The 17,405-nt window shown below is 30.2% G+C and carries 19 protein-coding genes; 17 read left to right on the top strand and 2 right to left on the bottom strand.

Going from position 1 to position 17,405, the window contains the following annotated elements; genetic code table 11:
* Positions 1-86 precede the first annotated feature (86 nt).
* The 6 genes from DK442_RS18370 to DK442_RS18345 all read left to right on the top strand — a co-directional run bounded on the left by DK442_RS18370 (position 87) and on the right by DK442_RS18345 (position 4,211).
* Positions 87-809 carry an aspartate/glutamate racemase family protein gene (locus DK442_RS18370; RefSeq protein WP_109437358.1) on the top strand — a complete coding sequence of 241 codons (723 nt, stop codon included), beginning with the start codon at positions 87-89 and terminating at the stop codon, positions 807-809.
* A gap of 324 nt (positions 810-1,133) precedes the next feature.
* The gene (locus DK442_RS18365) at positions 1,134-1,694 is read left to right on the top strand and encodes a TetR/AcrR family transcriptional regulator (protein WP_109437357.1); all 561 of its coding nucleotides are present in this window, start codon (positions 1,134-1,136) and stop codon (positions 1,692-1,694) included.
* Between the two features lie 84 nt (positions 1,695-1,778).
* Entirely contained in the window at positions 1,779-2,282 is a 504-nt protein-coding gene (locus tag DK442_RS18360) for a hypothetical protein (RefSeq protein WP_109437356.1), read from the top strand.
* A gap of 106 nt (positions 2,283-2,388) precedes the next feature.
* Positions 2,389-2,940, top strand: coding sequence for a TetR/AcrR family transcriptional regulator (locus DK442_RS28800; RefSeq protein WP_109437355.1), 552 nt, complete (start codon positions 2,389-2,391; stop codon positions 2,938-2,940).
* 53 nt (positions 2,941-2,993) lie between these two features.
* A complete protein-coding gene (locus DK442_RS18350) occupies positions 2,994-3,854 on the top strand; it encodes an SDR family oxidoreductase (protein ID WP_109437354.1) in 861 nt (286 codons plus the stop codon).
* A 9-nt stretch (positions 3,855-3,863) separates the two neighbouring features.
* The gene (locus tag DK442_RS18345; RefSeq protein WP_109437353.1) at positions 3,864-4,211 is read left to right on the top strand and encodes a DoxX family protein; all 348 of its coding nucleotides are present in this window, start codon (positions 3,864-3,866) and stop codon (positions 4,209-4,211) included.
* Between the two features lie 3 nt (positions 4,212-4,214).
* Here the strand turns inward: DK442_RS18345 and DK442_RS18340 are convergent, their stop codons facing one another.
* Positions 4,215-5,606 carry a right-handed parallel beta-helix repeat-containing protein gene (locus tag DK442_RS18340; RefSeq protein ID WP_109437352.1) on the bottom strand — a complete coding sequence of 464 codons (1,392 nt, stop codon included), beginning with the start codon at positions 5,604-5,606 and terminating at the stop codon, positions 4,215-4,217.
* A 209-nt stretch (positions 5,607-5,815) separates the two neighbouring features.
* On the opposite strand from DK442_RS18340, the gene DK442_RS18335 reads away from it, so the two are divergent.
* The 4 genes from DK442_RS18335 (at position 5,816) to DK442_RS28290 (ending at position 8,582) form a co-directional block, all read left to right on the top strand.
* Positions 5,816-6,436, top strand: coding sequence for a TetR/AcrR family transcriptional regulator (locus tag DK442_RS18335; RefSeq protein WP_167571954.1), 621 nt, complete (start codon positions 5,816-5,818; stop codon positions 6,434-6,436).
* A gap of 25 nt (positions 6,437-6,461) precedes the next feature.
* Complete coding sequence (locus DK442_RS18330) at positions 6,462-6,944, top strand: DUF962 domain-containing protein (protein WP_109437351.1); 483 nt, start codon at positions 6,462-6,464, stop codon at positions 6,942-6,944.
* A 47-nt stretch (positions 6,945-6,991) separates the two neighbouring features.
* Positions 6,992-8,230, top strand: a complete 1,239-nt coding sequence (locus DK442_RS18325; RefSeq protein ID WP_109437350.1) for an NADH:flavin oxidoreductase/NADH oxidase family protein — start codon at positions 6,992-6,994, stop codon at positions 8,228-8,230.
* Positions 8,231-8,366: 136 nt separating this feature from the next.
* Complete coding sequence (locus DK442_RS28290; RefSeq protein ID WP_143918500.1) at positions 8,367-8,582, top strand: hypothetical protein; 216 nt, start codon at positions 8,367-8,369, stop codon at positions 8,580-8,582.
* Between the two features lie 69 nt (positions 8,583-8,651).
* Here DK442_RS28290 and DK442_RS18320 read toward each other — a convergent pair whose 3' ends face one another.
* On the bottom strand, positions 8,652-9,485 hold the full coding sequence (locus DK442_RS18320; RefSeq protein WP_109437349.1) for a type II toxin-antitoxin system RatA family toxin: 834 nt from the start codon (positions 9,483-9,485) through the stop codon (positions 8,652-8,654).
* Between the two features lie 90 nt (positions 9,486-9,575).
* On the opposite strand from DK442_RS18320, the gene DK442_RS18315 reads away from it, so the two are divergent.
* The 7 genes from DK442_RS18315 to DK442_RS18285 all read left to right on the top strand — a co-directional run bounded on the left by DK442_RS18315 (position 9,576) and on the right by DK442_RS18285 (position 17,295).
* Positions 9,576-10,538, top strand: a complete 963-nt coding sequence (locus DK442_RS18315; protein ID WP_109437348.1) for a hypothetical protein — start codon at positions 9,576-9,578, stop codon at positions 10,536-10,538.
* Between the two features lie 149 nt (positions 10,539-10,687).
* On the top strand, positions 10,688-11,956 hold the full coding sequence (locus tag DK442_RS18310; RefSeq protein WP_109437347.1) for an amidohydrolase family protein: 1,269 nt from the start codon (positions 10,688-10,690) through the stop codon (positions 11,954-11,956).
* A gap of 355 nt (positions 11,957-12,311) precedes the next feature.
* A complete protein-coding gene (locus tag DK442_RS18305) occupies positions 12,312-13,163 on the top strand; it encodes a sensor histidine kinase (RefSeq protein WP_160114256.1) in 852 nt (283 codons plus the stop codon).
* Positions 13,141-13,845 (top strand): LytTR family DNA-binding domain-containing protein, encoded by a 705-nt coding sequence (locus DK442_RS18300; protein WP_160114255.1) that lies wholly within the window; start codon positions 13,141-13,143, stop codon positions 13,843-13,845. Before DK442_RS18305 ends, DK442_RS18300 begins: the two co-directional genes overlap by 23 nt.
* 204 nt (positions 13,846-14,049) lie before the next feature.
* A complete protein-coding gene (locus tag DK442_RS18295; protein WP_109437344.1) occupies positions 14,050-15,153 on the top strand; it encodes a type 1 glutamine amidotransferase domain-containing protein in 1,104 nt (367 codons plus the stop codon).
* A 109-nt stretch (positions 15,154-15,262) separates the two neighbouring features.
* Complete coding sequence (locus DK442_RS18290; RefSeq protein WP_160114254.1) at positions 15,263-16,309, top strand: AraC family transcriptional regulator; 1,047 nt, start codon at positions 15,263-15,265, stop codon at positions 16,307-16,309.
* A gap of 95 nt (positions 16,310-16,404) precedes the next feature.
* Complete coding sequence (locus tag DK442_RS18285; RefSeq protein WP_200825133.1) at positions 16,405-17,295, top strand: DUF5694 domain-containing protein; 891 nt, start codon at positions 16,405-16,407, stop codon at positions 17,293-17,295.
* The last annotated feature ends 110 nt before the right edge of the window (positions 17,296-17,405 follow it).

Genomic DNA, 17,405 nt, shown 5'->3' with positions numbered 1-17,405 from the left:
AAAATCAATTAGTCACTTATGAGGATTCAATTTACTTTTTAATAAATAGAAGGTTATACCCATAATTTTGATAAAAAATATACAACATGAAAACATCAAAAACAATTGGATTAATAGGAGGGATGAGTTGGGAATCTTCAAAACTTTACTATGAATTGATTAACAAAAGAATCAATGAAGTTTTAGGAGGCTCCCATTCAGCCAAAATAATCATGGTATCTGTTGATTTTGCAGAAATCGAAAAACTAACATTTGAAGGAGATTGGGATAGTATTGGAGCTATTATGGCAAGAAGTGCATGGCAATTAGAAAGGGCAGGAGCAGACATCATAGTGCTGTGTACCAATCTAATACATTTAGTGAGTGATGCTATAAAAGAGCATGTGTCTATTCCCTTTTTACATATTGCTGAAGCTACAGGAGATGCCATTAGAGAAAAAAAACTTAAAAAAGTGTTGCTCTTAGGGACAAAGTTTACAATGGAAAAGGATTTCTATACTAACATTTTAGAAAATCAATATGATTTAGAAATTAGTATTCCGGCATCTGATGAAAGGCAACGAATCCATGATATTATTTATACAGAACTGGTAAAGGGAGTATGTACTACAACCTCAAGAGAACATAGCATAGAAATAATTAAAAATTCGTATTCAAAAGGAATAGAAGGAGTGATTCTTGGTTGTACAGAACTCTCTTTACTACTTTCAGAACAGGATATAAAAATTCCAATATTTCATACGGCAAAAATTCATGCCTACAAAGCTGTAGAATGGGCGTGTGAACATAGTACTATCACTAAAAACTAAAGTAATGAAAACATATAATATAGAATGTATAAAATCAAAACCAAAAATAAAGAAACTAACATTAAATCAGGTATTGAACAGATGGTTTACTAAATATATAGAGTTACTAAGTATTTTATTATATCCCGATTCGGTCTGTTGTAATTGTACTAAGAATAATAGTGAGAAGGATAGAGTATTTTATAAGTAACAAATCGATTTTATAATAGATATAAAATCATATAAAAGTTATATATAAAATAACGTTTGATTTCAATATCAAAATTATGTTAAAAAATTACCGAACGTTTGGTAAAATATCATGAATACCTTTATATTTGTTACATGAGACCACAAAAAGTACAAGAAGAACAAATGTTAGAAGGCCTTATGTCTGTATTACGATCAAAAGGGTACGATGGAGCCAGTTTAATGGAACTTGCAAATGCCGCAGGTTTAAAAAAAGCAAGTTTGTATCATCGATACCCAGGTGGTAAAAAGGATATGACTTCTGCTGTTTTAACATATATGGAAGAGTGGATACGAGATAATATTTACAAAATTTTGACTGATCAGGATAAAGCTATGAATATTCGTTTGGAAGAAGCCATTAAAAGCATTCGTACTATTTATAATGACGGACAAGAAGTGTGCATGTATAGGTCGTTATCACTAGATTCTGGAATTGCATTGTTTGGAGCACAAATTAGAGAAGGTATTAACTTGTGGATTGAAAGTTTCAAACATTTTGGAATGGAAAAAGGAATGATAGAAGCTAAAGCTATAAATAAGGCCAATCAAACCTTTATTGACATACAAGGAAGTTTAGTTTTATCTAAGTCTATGGGGTTAACTAAGCCCTTTATTGACACTCTAAATAGAATTAAAAAAAGATATGATCAATAAATAGTAAATATCTATCATATTAATTATTCTTCTTATTCACTATAAATTTATATCACCAGATTGTTTGCGACAAAACTAATAAATATGAAATTTAAAAAAACCTTATATCTAAGTTATAAATATCATTATCTAGCCGCTTTTCTTTTCCTATTTAATGTAGCATTAGGACAAAACGTAAAACAAGAAAAGATGGGAAATTTAGAATTCATGGTTGGACAATGGATTGGCACTTCAACAGTGTATAAAAATGAAGAAATTACAAAACAAGCTCCAGCTTTTCAGAAAATAAGCTATGACCTGGACAAAAGTATATTAGTAATTAAGTTAAACTCAAAATTATTACAACTGCATACTATTATATACTATGATGAAAAAGATGAAACATATTACTATTTTCCTTTTTCTAAAAGAGGGGTGAATAAACTTCCTGCCACATATGATAATCAACAATTTATTGTTAAAGCGAATGAGAATACAAGATATGTGTTCGAAAAAACAGGAGTGAAGAGTTTTAGAGAATATGGAGAAAAACTTACAGAAGGGAAATGGGTGAAATTTTTTGAGGATAACTTTACAAATACACAATAAACCATAAAATATAGCATCATATAATTTAAAATATAGAATTTTTAATCATATCAAATAAGTGTTAAAAACTTGGAATGATTATTCCATTTTTTTATAAATTTGTTTCATGAGTAAAAAAGATATTATACTAATTTCTGCACTTCAACTCTTAGCAGAGAAAGGAGTCCATAATACACCAATGTCTGCAATAGCAAAAGCTGCTGGTACAGGAATGGGAACTATTTATAATTACTTTCCTAATAAAAATATTTTAATTAATGAGATTTATGTTGACATAAAACAAAAAGAAAAGTCGGTATATTTATCCTTTGACCAAAATCAACCTATAAAAACACAATTTGAAGGTTATTTCACTTCTATTATTGACTTTTTCATAGAAAATCCAATATATTTTCTATTTATGGAGCAACTACAAGCTTCTCCGATTATTACGGAAGAAAGCAAAAAAAAAGGATTGATATCGGTTGATCCTGTTGTGCAATTATTGATAAAAGGTAAGCAAGAACGAGTTATTAAAGATATAGAAATAAATGAACTATTTTTGTTTATAGGTGGAGCGGTTTTATCTTATTTAAGGTGGTATTTCCTTCAAAAAGATACAACAGAAATTTCATGCTTAAATCAAACTAAAATGGTTTGGGACGCTATTAAAGAGTAAATTTTTTATATAATTTTTGGAATGAATATTCATTCTAATCAAAACCAACTATAATGAATAAAAATGTATTAATTACAGGAACTTCTACAGGAGTAGGGTTTGAGAGTTCAATTCTATTCGCTAAGAATGGATATAAGGTTTATGCTACTATGCGAAATCTAAAAAAAGCAACTCCTCTTAACGAAAGAATTGAAAAAGAAAATTTAAATATTGAATTACTTCCACTTGATGTAACCGATATTAACTCAATAGAATCTGCTGTAAAAACTATTATACAAAAAGATGGTAAGATAGATGTATTGGTAAACAATGCAGGAGCGGGTTTTGCAAAAACAACCGAGCAGGCAACAGAAAAAGAGATAAGATGGGTAACGGATGTGAATTACCATGGTACAGTGTTTTGTACGCAGGCAGTCTTACCTTTTATGAGAAAACAACGATCTGGTCAAATCATCAGTATAACCTCTGTAGGTGGTTTGGTTGGTCAACCTTTTAATGAGTTGTATTGTGGAGCAAAATTTGCTACAGAAGGTTTTATGGAAGGTTTAGCGACTTATGTTAGCGAACCTTTTAATATTAAATTCACATGTATAGAGCCAGGTGGTATTGCAACAGAATTTATGAAATCAGCAGTAGAAAAAACAACTAGTGAAGGACAGTTAGCCAAAGGGGAATACTTACCTATATTCGAAAAATACTTGGCAGGTACTCAAAAAAGAGCAAGTGAAAGTGAGGTTCAGGTATATCAAACCGGCCAAGAAGTAGCAGAGGTGGTGCTAAAAGTGGCAAATAATGAAAATCCTCCTTTGCGAATTCGTACTTCAGAATGGGCAGAAAATATTACTGCGCTAAAAACACAAGCGGATCCAGATGGTACTAAATTAGTAAGTCAAATAAAAAATAACTTTTTATAAACAGGAGGCATGAAAATAATGTATTGGTCATCTACCATATTAATTTCTTCTTTTTTATTTTTTAGTTCTTATACTTATGTCTTCAATAAAAGTACAATTGATGGTATCAGAGCACTAGGCTTTCCAGATTTTTTTAGAATAGAATTAGCGGCATTAAAAACTATTGCCGCAATTCTATTACTGATACCAAATATTAGTTTACAAATAAAAGAATGGACATATGCCGGAGTAGGATTTTTTTTAATTACTGCAATTGTTGCACATTTAGCGCATAAAGATTCTATGCTTACTATTTTAATTAATCTAATCTTAATCACATTATTAGTGATCTCTAATATGTATTTACCTGAAAAATAAATCCTACCACCCATCTAATACACATTGCAGTGTATGAGGTATAGTTTTTGAAAGTGGAATCTCCTCTGGATCATCTCCTAAATAATTTCCGCTAGCAAAACCCGTAACATCATTAAAACGGTATGACCAACAAAATCTAAGTTTAGGGTGTGCTTCAGAATAAGTAACTAAATTATCTATTAATATGGCATTTTCAAATTCAGAAAATGCCAAAAAGTAACCATAGAATTTGTTGCGACGAACATCTGCATCAGAACTTTTATACATATACATACCACAACTATTACAGACATTATCGTGTACATAAGTGGCTCGATTATGACCTTTATCTTCTCCTCCAGAGTATTGTATGTATCCCAATCTTCCATTAGCTGACCCTGTAACCATAGTGATGGTATTTCTTGCAATGATATTATGAGTCTTATGCCAACTAACTATAGGTCCGTCAACATAAGTACTTCCTTCTCCCTGTTCCATAACGTTATCAAGGATAAACACATCCTCACCACTAGTATTAACAATATCTCCACCAGTATTATGATGGAAATAATTGTTTTGGATTAATATTTCTTCATCGACACGTCCTGCGCCTTCAATATCGATACCAAATTGCGGAGCAGTTCCACTAATATGATGTATTTCATTATCTTTTATTTCAATACGTTTACCTCCAACTATTGAAATACCTTGACGTCTATTATTATAAATGTTATTATTAATAAAAGTAACATCGTTCGAGTCCAGTACTAAAGAACCATCTCCGGTTAAACTATGGATTTCCATATTTTCAATTAATACCTGATTACTTGTATTCCAAACACAAATACCATGACCTTCATCATGAGCCGTTTTTCCATCACTGTCACGTGGAGTAAAAATATGAGTATCCCGATCTCCCTTAATGATACCATCCCGAATAATTATATTATCCCCATCTAAACTAATGACACAATAGTTCCATTTGTCATTAGTATCAATTTCTAAAATAGCTCCTTCGCTAAAGATAAATTCGGTATTATCATAAATCTTAATACCTCCTTGATAAATATCATTTACATCTTCACCAACTAGATACTCACCTTTAGGTAATATAACTCTACTATAGCTTTCTTGATGAGCCCAATCAATAGCTGCTTGTAAATTAGTTGTAGTTTTAATGGCATTTGTTCCATTATTAGGTATATCCCATCGATCTAATTCAATAGTGTATTCCTGAGTATTTGGCATTATGGGCGTTTGAACTTCAAAAAGAATTTTTGGTAACCCATTTGCATCTAAATCCTCTGCGTCTGCTTCAAATACTGAATTATTTCCGGCTAAATCCGATTTTTCATTGCTACATGACATAGTAAATATCATTGCAAAAATTAGTAGGTAGCTTGTTAAGTTTTTCATGGGGCTTTATTAAGATTAGGATTGTTGTAGGTTTTGCGACGAATTAAAATCAAATTTATAAAATATTTCGTAATGATTCTCTTCCATACGAGATTTAGTTCATTATAGTAACTACAAAAAAGAATTTCAAATAGATGATATGTAATGTTTTAATCCTAAAATTAGTATAAGTATTTTTATTTTTCAAAAAAAATAGTAAACTTGTACTAATGAAAATCAAAGATAAAATTTATAATAAGGCATTAACACTGTTTAATGCTAAAGGTTTTTCTAGTGTTACTATGAGACAAGTAGCAGAATCACTGGGAATAAGTCCGGGTAATCTTACATATCATTACAAAACCAAGGCCGATTTGATTCAGGTTATTTATAAGAATATGCATACCGAAGCAAGTGATTATATAACTACAGAAGGTTATATAACACTTCATGATTTTGAATTGATGATGAAAAAGTTTTATCAATTAATGAAACGATATCATTTTTTCTTCAATGATGTAGTACATATTACCAGACAGTATCCCGAAGTTGCAAAAATGTATGAAGAATCAAATCTAATTCGTTTTAAACAAGGTAAAAAACTGGTTGATTATTATGTTGAGAGCGGGAGAATGAAACCTGAATCTGAATTTATAGACTATGATAAACTGGTGTACAATATATGGATGATAAGTGCATTTTGGTCTTCTCAGGAACAGGTAATTACTTCATCAAACTATACAGTAAATAAAACTACTCCAGTTGAAATGGCGATGCAATTGCTACTTCCTTATCTAACCGAAAAAGGTATAGAAGAATATCGTCAAATAAAAAAGTTTGTAAAAACGTAATACATAACCCAAAATAATTTCAAAAATGAGAACAGCAGAACAATGGTTTTTAGAATATGGAGAAAGCCATCAAACACGATTCAATAAAATCATACATTATTTTTGTGTGCCTTTAATATTTTTCAGCATTATAGGGCTACTAGCTTCTATTCCCGTCGGAACATTAACCGCTTCATTACCTCAATCTATAATACCCTATGCCCATGCTGGTAGTATTCTGATAGTTTTGGGACTTGTTTTTTATTTACGTATGTCTATTCCTATATTTTTAGGGATGATTCTTGTATCTCTTTTAGTATTATGGGGTAATTACCAAATTGCACTCCATTTTTCTACTCCTCTTTGGATTATATCTTTGATCATATTTATAGTATCCTGGGTATTTCAATTTATAGGACATAACCATGAGGGCAAAAAACCATCTTTTGCCAAGGATTTACAATTTTTATTAGTCGGTCCTGCTTGGATTTTGGGTCATTTCTACAAAAAAATCGGAATAAAATACTGATACATTAAGACTATAAACTCAAACAAACGAATACTTTTAATACAAATATGCTAAATACACCTTTCACATTACCATGCGGTGCTGTGATACAAAATAGATTGGTTAAAGCTGCTATGACTGAAAGATTAAGTGGCTCTAACTGCAAACCTAATGCTCGTTTAGTAAGATTATATGAACAATGGGCAGATACCAATGTCGGATTATTAATAACGGGTAATGTGATGGTAGATCGTTATCATTTGGAATCAGCGGGTAATGTAGTAGTTGATAACGAAGAAGCACTTCCTGAAATGAAAGCCTGGGCAGGTGCAGGAAAAAAACACGGAAACCATATTTGGGTACAGATATGTCATTCGGGTAGGCAAACTTCTCGATTTGTGAATCTAAAACCCAAATCTGCATCTGGTGTACAGCTAAAAAAATTAGGCCTTTTCTCAAAACCAAAAGCTATGACAGAAAAGGATATTCTGGATGTGATTAATGGTTTTGTAAAAGCAGCTGTTATTGCTAAAAAAAGTGGTTTTACCGGAGTGCAAATTCATGCTGCTCATGGATATCTGATAAGTCAATTTTTGAGTCCATTAACGAATCATAGAAATGATCAATGGGGTGGTTCGGTAGAAAATAGAAGCCGATTATTAAGAACTATAATCCAAGATGTACGAGAAGCAGTTGGTCCAGAATTTCCTGTTGGACTAAAACTTAATTCTGCGGATTTTCAACGAGGAGGATTTACAGAAGAAGACTCTCTAACGGTAATAAAAATGTTAGAACCTCTTGGAGTAGATCTTTTAGAAATTTCTGGAGGGACCTATGAAAAATTAGTTTTCTTTTTGGTTAATGGAGAAGATGGAAAAAAGGCTCGGGAGAGCACTATGAAACGTGAAGCGTACTTTATGGAATTTGCCAACAGAGTGAGAGAGGTTAGTAATATTCCATTGATGGTAACTGGTGGTTTTAGGACCTATGATTTTGTAGAAGAGACCTTGAAAAATGGGGAAGTGGATATGATAGGAATGGCAAGGCCATTTATTGTTAATATCAACGAAATTAAAGGTTTTTTAAACGGTGAAGTAAAAAGTCTTATAGACAAGGCTATCCGCACAGGAATTCATCAACTTGAAGAATCAGCAGAAGCAGGATTCTATGGAAGAAATATAGTCAGAATGGCCAAAGGTAAAAACCTTAAATTCAATTTTTCACCTATAGGAAATTCAATTTTTATTATTGCAGGAGAGTTTAGAAAAGCAATGATTCGCAGAATTAAAAGAAGAAAAAAACATTAGATGCTTGTTTATTGTAGTAATTTATTTCAATCTGGGTGTTGAAGTGTACGCATACAGTATACGTACACATTATCTTTTTAACACATTAATTTTCAAATTAGATTAGATGCATATTAATATTTAAAATACATATTATATGTTACAGAAATTTTCAAAATTAGGCTCTGTGCTAAACAAAGCAGATCAAAAATCAATTACAGGAGGGCTTCGTCCAAATTCTGATGGTCTGGTATGTCATAATCCTGATAGATTTACACCCACAACATGCCCTACAGGGTACTTTTATTCAACTACATGGAACGCGTGTTGCCACCATGTTCCCGTGGATATATCATTACCAGTAGGCGGATAATCGTTATGTAGATCATTGTTTAATAATGATTGTAAAATGCCTTTATACCACTCTACGGAGTGGTATTCTTTATGAAACCACCTCAGTCATATTTTGCCAATTATCAAGAAGTTCCTTACATACTTTAGTAAACTTATGTTTCATTATAGGGTGAATTAATATATTTTGTACAGTTTTTTTATACTCAAATTCAAAAATCATTACAATTTCTGATTCGTTATTAGCTATTTCATTTACAATCCAGGTACCTTTTAACGATTTTAATGGATATGGATAATCGGGAGCTTTGGTATCTACCATAAAAGAGTATTGTTTTTCATCTTCCCATAAAGTACATGTCTCTGTCCAGCTATCTTTGCCGTGTGCGCATGACCGTATCATTCCTTTTTTGTTACCAGAAATCACTTTGGAAACATCAATGTTAGGGGCTACTTTATGATAATTTGAAACATCTGACACAATCTCCCAAATCTTTGATTTATTACCTTTTACAATTCTTCTAAATTTTAGTATTTTCTGTCCTTTTTTATTCTCTTCATCAATTCTTGCTAAAGCTTTTAACTGACCACTTCCCAGGGATAATACAACTAATGCAACTATAGCTATGATTATATTTCCTTCTATTGAAATGGTAAACGGGTTTGAAACCAACAAAATAATACTACCAACCACCCAAAGTGCATCTTGAATAGTTATCCATAATATAGATATTGCTCTCTGTTTCTTTATTTCTATAATTAAGGTCATTGCAAAGAATAAAAGGGCTATGCCAAGAATTATAAAAAAAAGTCCAGGTTCTACATCAAATATTTGTGCTATTTTTTTCGGAAATAGTAATAATATTGTTCCATTGGCAATAGAAAATATAGCATTTGCTGTTAGTAGTTTTTGTAATGTATTCATCTTAATAAAATTATTTATTTATGATTCAAAACTATTATTCTCCCTGATACTAATGTTGATACTTTACGCCATTCTTTGTATTTTTATACTATGAAAGTTTTTGCCCCTTATTTAATCAGTTTATTCGATTATGCTGCATATCAGGAGATTGATATCCATGCCCTAGAAGAAGTTCTGGCAAATCAAAACATAGACCTTAATCATCTACCGGAAATGATTAATGCAGAGGAATATTTAGTCATTTTTAATAAGATAATTGAAGTTATAGATAGTGATTATTACGGTTTAAATTTTGGGTGTTATCTTAATTTACAGGCTTTAGGATTAGTTTTGGAGATATCACTAAATACATCAAGTATAGAACAAGGTGTTTTTATTCTTCAAAATTTTCTTAAAAGTAAGTTCCCTTTGGTTTCAATTTCCATTATTAAGGATAAAGAAACTTATAGTTTACTGTTAGATAGCTCAGTAGAAAATCCAAAGTCGAAAAGACATCTGTTGGATATGGTTCTAAGTATAATATACAGAGAGTTAAAATTAATGCTACCTAATACTTTAGTACCTAATATTAAATTACCATATATCAATGATAAACCGTATCATGAATTACTAAATACAATGGTAGTTTATGACCGAAACTATCTAATAGTATTACCTATAGAAGTACTTAAGACTGAAATCAATAAGAATAAGATTAAGGAAATAGAACTATTATTACCAAAATTCATAGCGTTACTGAGTGAGAATAAAAAAGGGGAGAAGGTTTTTTCTAATCAAATACGTAATATGACTTTAAATATGTGTTCTCCTGAAATCCCAAATTTTGAACAGGTTTTAAAACAATTTCCGTACAGTAAACGAACTATGCAACGAAAACTAATGGATGAGGGAATGTCATTTAGACGCATCGTAAATACAATAAAAAAAGAGCTTTCAAATTATCTATTAAATGAAAAACATTTAAAAACTAAAGATGTTGCATTTATTTTGGGCTATTCTGAGTCCAGCGCATATTTACATGCGGTAAAATCCTGGAAAATTAAGCACTCATAACACTTTTTTATATTCAATTAATATATTTCGCAAAAGAATCTACCTGTCTACCAAAAAACACCTTCTATCTATTGAGGTATTCTAATGAGCGATTTATTTTTTATTAAAATCGCTTTTGCTATTTCTTTATTATAATTAAATTTTTAAAAATGAAGAAGTGTATTGTTTTAGCAATGGTTTTACTATTTTTTTCATCTTGTTATTCTCAAAAAACAGATAATGTAAGATACGTAAAGGAAAATTTTAATAGCTTGACTATAAAGCTTGTGGATGGATATTGGTTTAATGGAAAAACGTTTAAAAAAGAAACGGTTTGGGTCAAAAATGGCATCCTATACTTTAATAATCTTAAAGAAGAAATTGATACCGTCCTTAATTTATCTAATCAATATGTTATTCCTCCATTTGCAGAAGCTCATAACCATAATCTTGAAAGCAACTATGAATTAGATAAGCGTATTAAATCTTATTTAGATAATGGGGTCTTTTATGTAAAATTACTTTCATCAATCAAAAAACGTATAGACCCTTTGATGCACAACTATAACAGACCTGATGCTATAGATATCAGTATGGCACATGCTCCCTTAACTGCGACCGATGGACATCCTATTGCTGTTCGTAAAAGACATCTGGGTTATGGTTATTTTGAAGGCTTATTTAATTCAATTGAAGAAATTGAATCTCATGGCTATGTAACTATTAATAACCATGAAGATTTAAATAAAAAGTGGGATAATATCTTATCCTTTTCTCCTAATTTCATAAAATTAAATCTTTTGTTTTCTGAAGAATATGAAAAGAGGAAAAATGATACTTTATATTTTGGTAAAAAAGGGCTGAACCCCTCATTGATTAAAGAAATTGTTCGCAAAGCTCATGCTTCTAATTTAAGAGTTAGTGCTCATGTTGAGACTGCATACGATTTTCATATAGCAATTAATGCCGGAGTAGATGAAATTGCTCATCTTCCAGAAATATCTAATGGTAAGTCAATTCAAAGAGATGATATTATTTTGGCTAAAAAAAATAAAACCATTATTGTTACCACGGTATCTTTAGTCAAAAAAAAGAAGAAAAAACCTAATTATAAAGACCTGGTGCATAATATCTCATCCAATTTAAAATTATTACAACAAGAAAATGTAGCTATAGCTATTGGTTCTGATAACTATAATGGTAATTCGGTTGGAGAATTCGAATTTTTATATGACCTAAATATTTTTAGTAATTTAGAATTGCTTAAAATGTGGACTGAAAATTCTACAAAAACTATTTTCCCTAATCGGAAAATAGGACTTCTTAAACACGGTTATGAAGCCAGTTTTTTGGTGCTGGACAAAAATCCCATAGATGATATTACGAATATAAATAAGAGCATCGTTACTAGGATAAAACAAGGTGTTATACTAAATTAGTGAGTATTTCATTTATTGTATTCTTTTAATCAAAAAAATAGAGTAGAAGTAAAGGTGAAAATGCAGGATTTAATAACAATTTTTATTGTGTTATAATTCCATACCTTTAAAGTATACTAGCTATATATGTTTTAATTTTAGATAAACCTTAATGAATCTTACATTCGGTAAAAGTCTCAAGCATACTGTTTTTTGGATATTGTTTCTTGTTTTATGGAGTGCACATGATCTAAATTATCACAAAGATATATTATCAAACCTACAAACTAACCTATTTACTTTTATTCCGTATGTTATTCTGGTTTATTTTAATCTTTATTTTTTGATGCCTAAATTCTTATTCAGTAAAAAAATAATGAATTATATAGTTTTTTTGGTTTTTACTATTACGCTTACCACATTGGCAACATCTAATTATCTTTCGTTTTATTTCAAGTATATCAATATTTATTTACCAACATCAGATTTTTTTATCAGCTTACAAGGTAAAATAGCTATTGTTACCGAAATTATTTTATCATTAGGTTTATCGATGACATTGTTTTTAATCGATGAATGGTATCGAAAAGAGAGGTCAATGCGTGAAATAGAACAAAAACAATTAGAAACGGAATTAAATCTTTTAAAAAATCAAATTAATCCACATTTCCTTTTTAACTCGCTTAACAGTATCTATATCATGTTAAGTAAAAATCTAGAAGATGGTAAAAAAATGTTACTTCAATTTTCGGAGATATTAAGTCATCAGTTATATGAAGCAAATAAAAAAAGTATTGATTTAAAAAAGGAGTTTGATAATTTGACAAATTATATTGATATTGAAAAGATAAGACATGAAGATTTAGTAACGGTAGAATATTATTTTCCAGATGATCAAAACAATTTGACAATTTCACCTATGCTTTTGTTACCGATTGTCGAAAATGCTTTTAAACATGGACAAAGTAGCCAGGGCTATCAAATATCTATCCAATCGTCAATAATATCGGATAGTACATTACTATTTAAAGTCGAAAATACTATTTCAAAGGAAATTGTAAAAACACCTTATGGTGAAAATAATGGAATTGGATTGGCTAATGTCAAAAGAAGGTTAGCATTAATCTATCCAAATAGATATCAATTTAACATTGAACATAATAGTGCTAAATTTATAGTACGATTAAAAATACAGTTAAATGAAAATGAGGTGTTTAATAGTCGATGATGAACATTTAGCTAGAAAAGGGTTGGAGGACTTTGTAAAGCAAACCCCATTTTTAGAACATACAAAATCATTATCATCAGCTTTAGAAGCTATAGAGTTTTTAAAACATAATTTTGTTGAGATTATGTTTTTAGATATTCAAATGCCTGATATGACTGGGATAGAGCTTATAAAAGTACTTTCAAATCCTCCACAAATTATCTTTACCACTGCACATCGAGAATTCGCTTTAGATGGATTTGATCTTAATGTTGTAGATTTCTTACTAAAACCATTTTCTTACCAAAGGTTTTTAAAAGCGGTGAACAAAGCTACAGTAACTAACAACAAAGTAATTGAATATAAAGATGATAAAAACCATATTTTCATTAAGTGTGATGGAATGATTATTAAGGTATTTATTGATGATATATTATTTATTGAAACAGCCAAAGATTATGTTTTGATTCACACAACATATGATAAACACCTTACTTTGGTTTCATTAAGGCAGATAGAAGAAGAACTCCCTAAAGAAAAATTTATACGGGTTCATAGATATTACTTAGTAGGATTAAAACATATTAAAAAACTTGAAGGCAATTTAATTTATATTGATAAACATAAAATAAGAATTAGTAGATCTCTTCGCAGTCAGGTATATCAGATGATTATAGGTAATAATTTAATCGAACGTTTATAGATTATCAGTTCCAGAAGGGGAGCCCCTATAAATTAGTTTATCCAATTGTCTCTACACAATTAAGCTTCCAAAAAAGATATAACCCAGATTCTGACTCATAAATAGGGTATTTAATATATAATTTAATCCGACGGAATTATCATTTCGACAGTATTTATCAATTCTTAGATAGTACTTCGCATTATAATTCTAAAAATTAATGCTATGCTTAAAAAACGTCCAATCCTTAAATGGATACTTATCTCCTTCACTAGTGTAATTCTCTTACTTTTTGGTTTCGGATGGTGGTTTATTAGTCTATTACCATCTGGAGAAATGAATCAAAATGTATCTACAACACAAGTATCTGACTTACCTTATTTATCTCAAGATATCACCCCAAAAAGAGGAAAAATACTAGCAATAGTTACGAGCACAGATATTATGGGAAATACTGATAAAAGTACCGGTTATGAATTAACCGAATTATCACGTGCATATTACGTATTCGAGGCGAATGGTTTTGAGGTTGATATAGCCAGTCCGTTAGGAGGCGAACCACCGGTTGTAATTGATGATGAAGATATGGGAAAGTTTGATTATGCTTTCTTAAACGATAGTATAGCTCAATATAAAGTAAAACACACCATTCCGGTAAAAGATATTATTCCAGAAACGTATGAAGGTGTGTTTTTTGCTGGAGGAAAAGGAGCAATGTTTGATTTTCCAGAAAATAAATCTATTCAACATATTGTTCGAGACTTATATCAGTCTAATAAAGTTGTTGGTGCTGTATGTCATGGACCTGCAGCTTTAGTTAATGTGACTCTTGATAATGGTCATCCATTAATAAAAAATAAAACTGTTAGTGGTTTCACAAATGAAGAAGAATTATTGCTTATACCGGATGCCAAGGTTATATTTCCATTTCTTCTACAAGATAAATTGGTAGCACAAGGTGCACAGTTTAACGAAGGTAGTATGTATTTGGAGAATATTAGCCATGATAAAAATTTGGTGACAGGGCAGAATCCTTGGTCTACATGGTTATTAGCCGAAACGATGGTTAAAGAATTAGGATATACCCCAAAACACAGAGAAATTACACCAGAAGAAAATGCTATGATGGTCTTGAAAATATATGATACCAAAGGATCTCATGAAGCCAAAAAGCTAATTGAGGAAATTTGTGTTGCAGAAAACAAACCTCTGGCCAGACAACTTATCGCATCGCATAGTGTTGTTGCTGCTATGAGAGGTAATATTGGAAGGTTTTTTAATCTTGTTGGCTTAACATCTTATGCAAAAAGTAAATCAAAAAATATTTAGAAATTTGTTTAATAAAGTAAATGCTAATCTTATCTTTAAACATGAACTCATCAATTGGCATGAGCTTCTTAGAATTTTAAAATATTGCTACATTTGAAAAAAAAGTCTATTGAATTTTTCTGATATATTACTTGTTATTATTAGTAGTGCTGGACTATTGCATGGGATATTATTCGCCTTTTATTTGATGGTGTTTAAAAAGAAAAAAACATTAACTAATCTTATGCTAGGATTGATTTTGGTATTTATGGCATTTAGAATTGGTAAATCAGTGATGTTGAATTTTGGGAATGATTTAGAACCTATATTTATCTTTGTAGGGTTGTCATTTCTTTTATTAATTGGGCCACTTTTTAGATGGTATATTTTGGGAATGACTCGCCCTAATTTTAAGCTACCTAAACTTTATATTTTAGAAATCATTCCATTTGCTACAGTTTTTACCTCTAGTCTTTTTGTAAATAGACAATGGTATGAAAATAGCACATTGGTTATTATTATTTTTTCTAGTGGGCTTATTTTCATTTACCTACATTTTATCATTTATATTATTTTAGGTTGGAAAACTTTCAAATTAGCTAAGCAAAAACAAAGACAAGAATTACAGACAAAATCTCAAAAAGCTATTTTTAACTGGCTAAGGTATTTAAGTATTGGTTTTATAGCAATATGGGCATCTTATGTACTCAATATATTAGATGAAACTGTACCTTATGTCGTTGGTCCTATTGTATATTCTGTAATCATCTATTTTTTAAGTTATAAAGCATTTAAATTGAAAGCTATTGATCTAGATGGTAATGCTTTTAAGGATAATAATGATCTCTTATTTAATGAACTGTCTAAATTAATTGTGGATACTAAGGTATATCTAGAACCCGATATATCCCTTGCAAAATTAAGCAAAATGATAGGAAAGAGCACACAACTTACATCATCCATAATTAATCAATATGCCAAAAGAAATTTTAACGATTTTATTAATTATTATCGAATCCAGGAAGCAAAGAAATTTCTTTTAAATACAAAAAATCATAAATTCACCATTTCGTCAATTGCTTTTGATACAGGTTTTAGTAGTCTTTCTTCATTTAATAGTGCCTTTAAGAAATTTGAAGGCATGACACCATCATCGTACAGAAAAAATCAAGTTTAATTTTTGAAGTGTTGTCTTTGACAGAGTTTTTTATAAAGTGTAACAATTTCAAAATTTGGTAATCTTTATCCTAGAAGGATCAAGAATATACTAAAATGAAAGATATATTACTTTTATTAATAGCGTTTACATTATTTTCTTGTAGTCAAGCAAATAATCAAGAATCAACCGAGGTTAACGATATTTCTAATGACAGTCATAGTGCTAACATTATAGAAACGAATCAAGTTAAAGTCCTTACATTAGGTTCTTTTCATTTTAAATTTCCAAATTTAGACGTCGATCAAACATCAAAAGAAGATCAAATTGATGTTTTAGAACCTAAATACCAAGAAGAAATAGAACTAATTGTAGATAAACTAGAAAAATTTAAACCTACCATAATTGTTATTGAGAGACAACCAAAAAAACAACAAAAATATGATTCACTCTATACAGCCTATGTAAATGGAACACATAAATTAAGTAGGAGTGAGGAACAGCAAATAGGATTTAGACTATCAAAACGTCTAGGTTTAAAACAATTATATTGTGTAGATGCTTGGGGAACAGATTATGAAGATGTAAGAAAAGCGGTCTATGAAAATGATACAGTGTCCAAGAAAAGATTTATGGATTATTTTTATAATAATCCGGATACCATTTTAAATTCATGGCTGAATGAAAAAAAAGTGTTTAAAACCGAAGGTATTTTAGCTGAATTGAAAAGAATCAATACAGATGAACATGTTAAAAAAGGGTTGGGAGACTATTTAATTGGTATTTTTAAATATGAAACAGAAGAAAATGATCAGTTTGGACCGGACTTTGTAACGAGTTGGTGGTTTAATCGGAATTTAAGGATTTTTAGAAATATTCAACGAATTAATGCAAAATCAGATGATCGCATCTTGGTAATTTATGGTTCTGGCCATATGAACCTATTAAATATTTTCTTTGACTCTTCACCAGAATATCGACTAATGAAAATAAATGATTATTTGTAATGAAATTTTTGATTAAATCATAGGTACTATTATTGCGACAACAGGAGAATTATTAAAAAAATCCTTAATGAAGAATGATTAATAAGATTTAATTTTGAAATACCCTTCTA

The sequence above is a fragment of the Aquimarina sp. AU119 genome, from assembly GCF_900312735.1.
In the GTDB taxonomy this organism is placed as follows: domain Bacteria; phylum Bacteroidota; class Bacteroidia; order Flavobacteriales; family Flavobacteriaceae; genus Aquimarina; species Aquimarina algiphila.
This window is presented reverse-complemented; position numbering and strand designations above follow the sequence as displayed.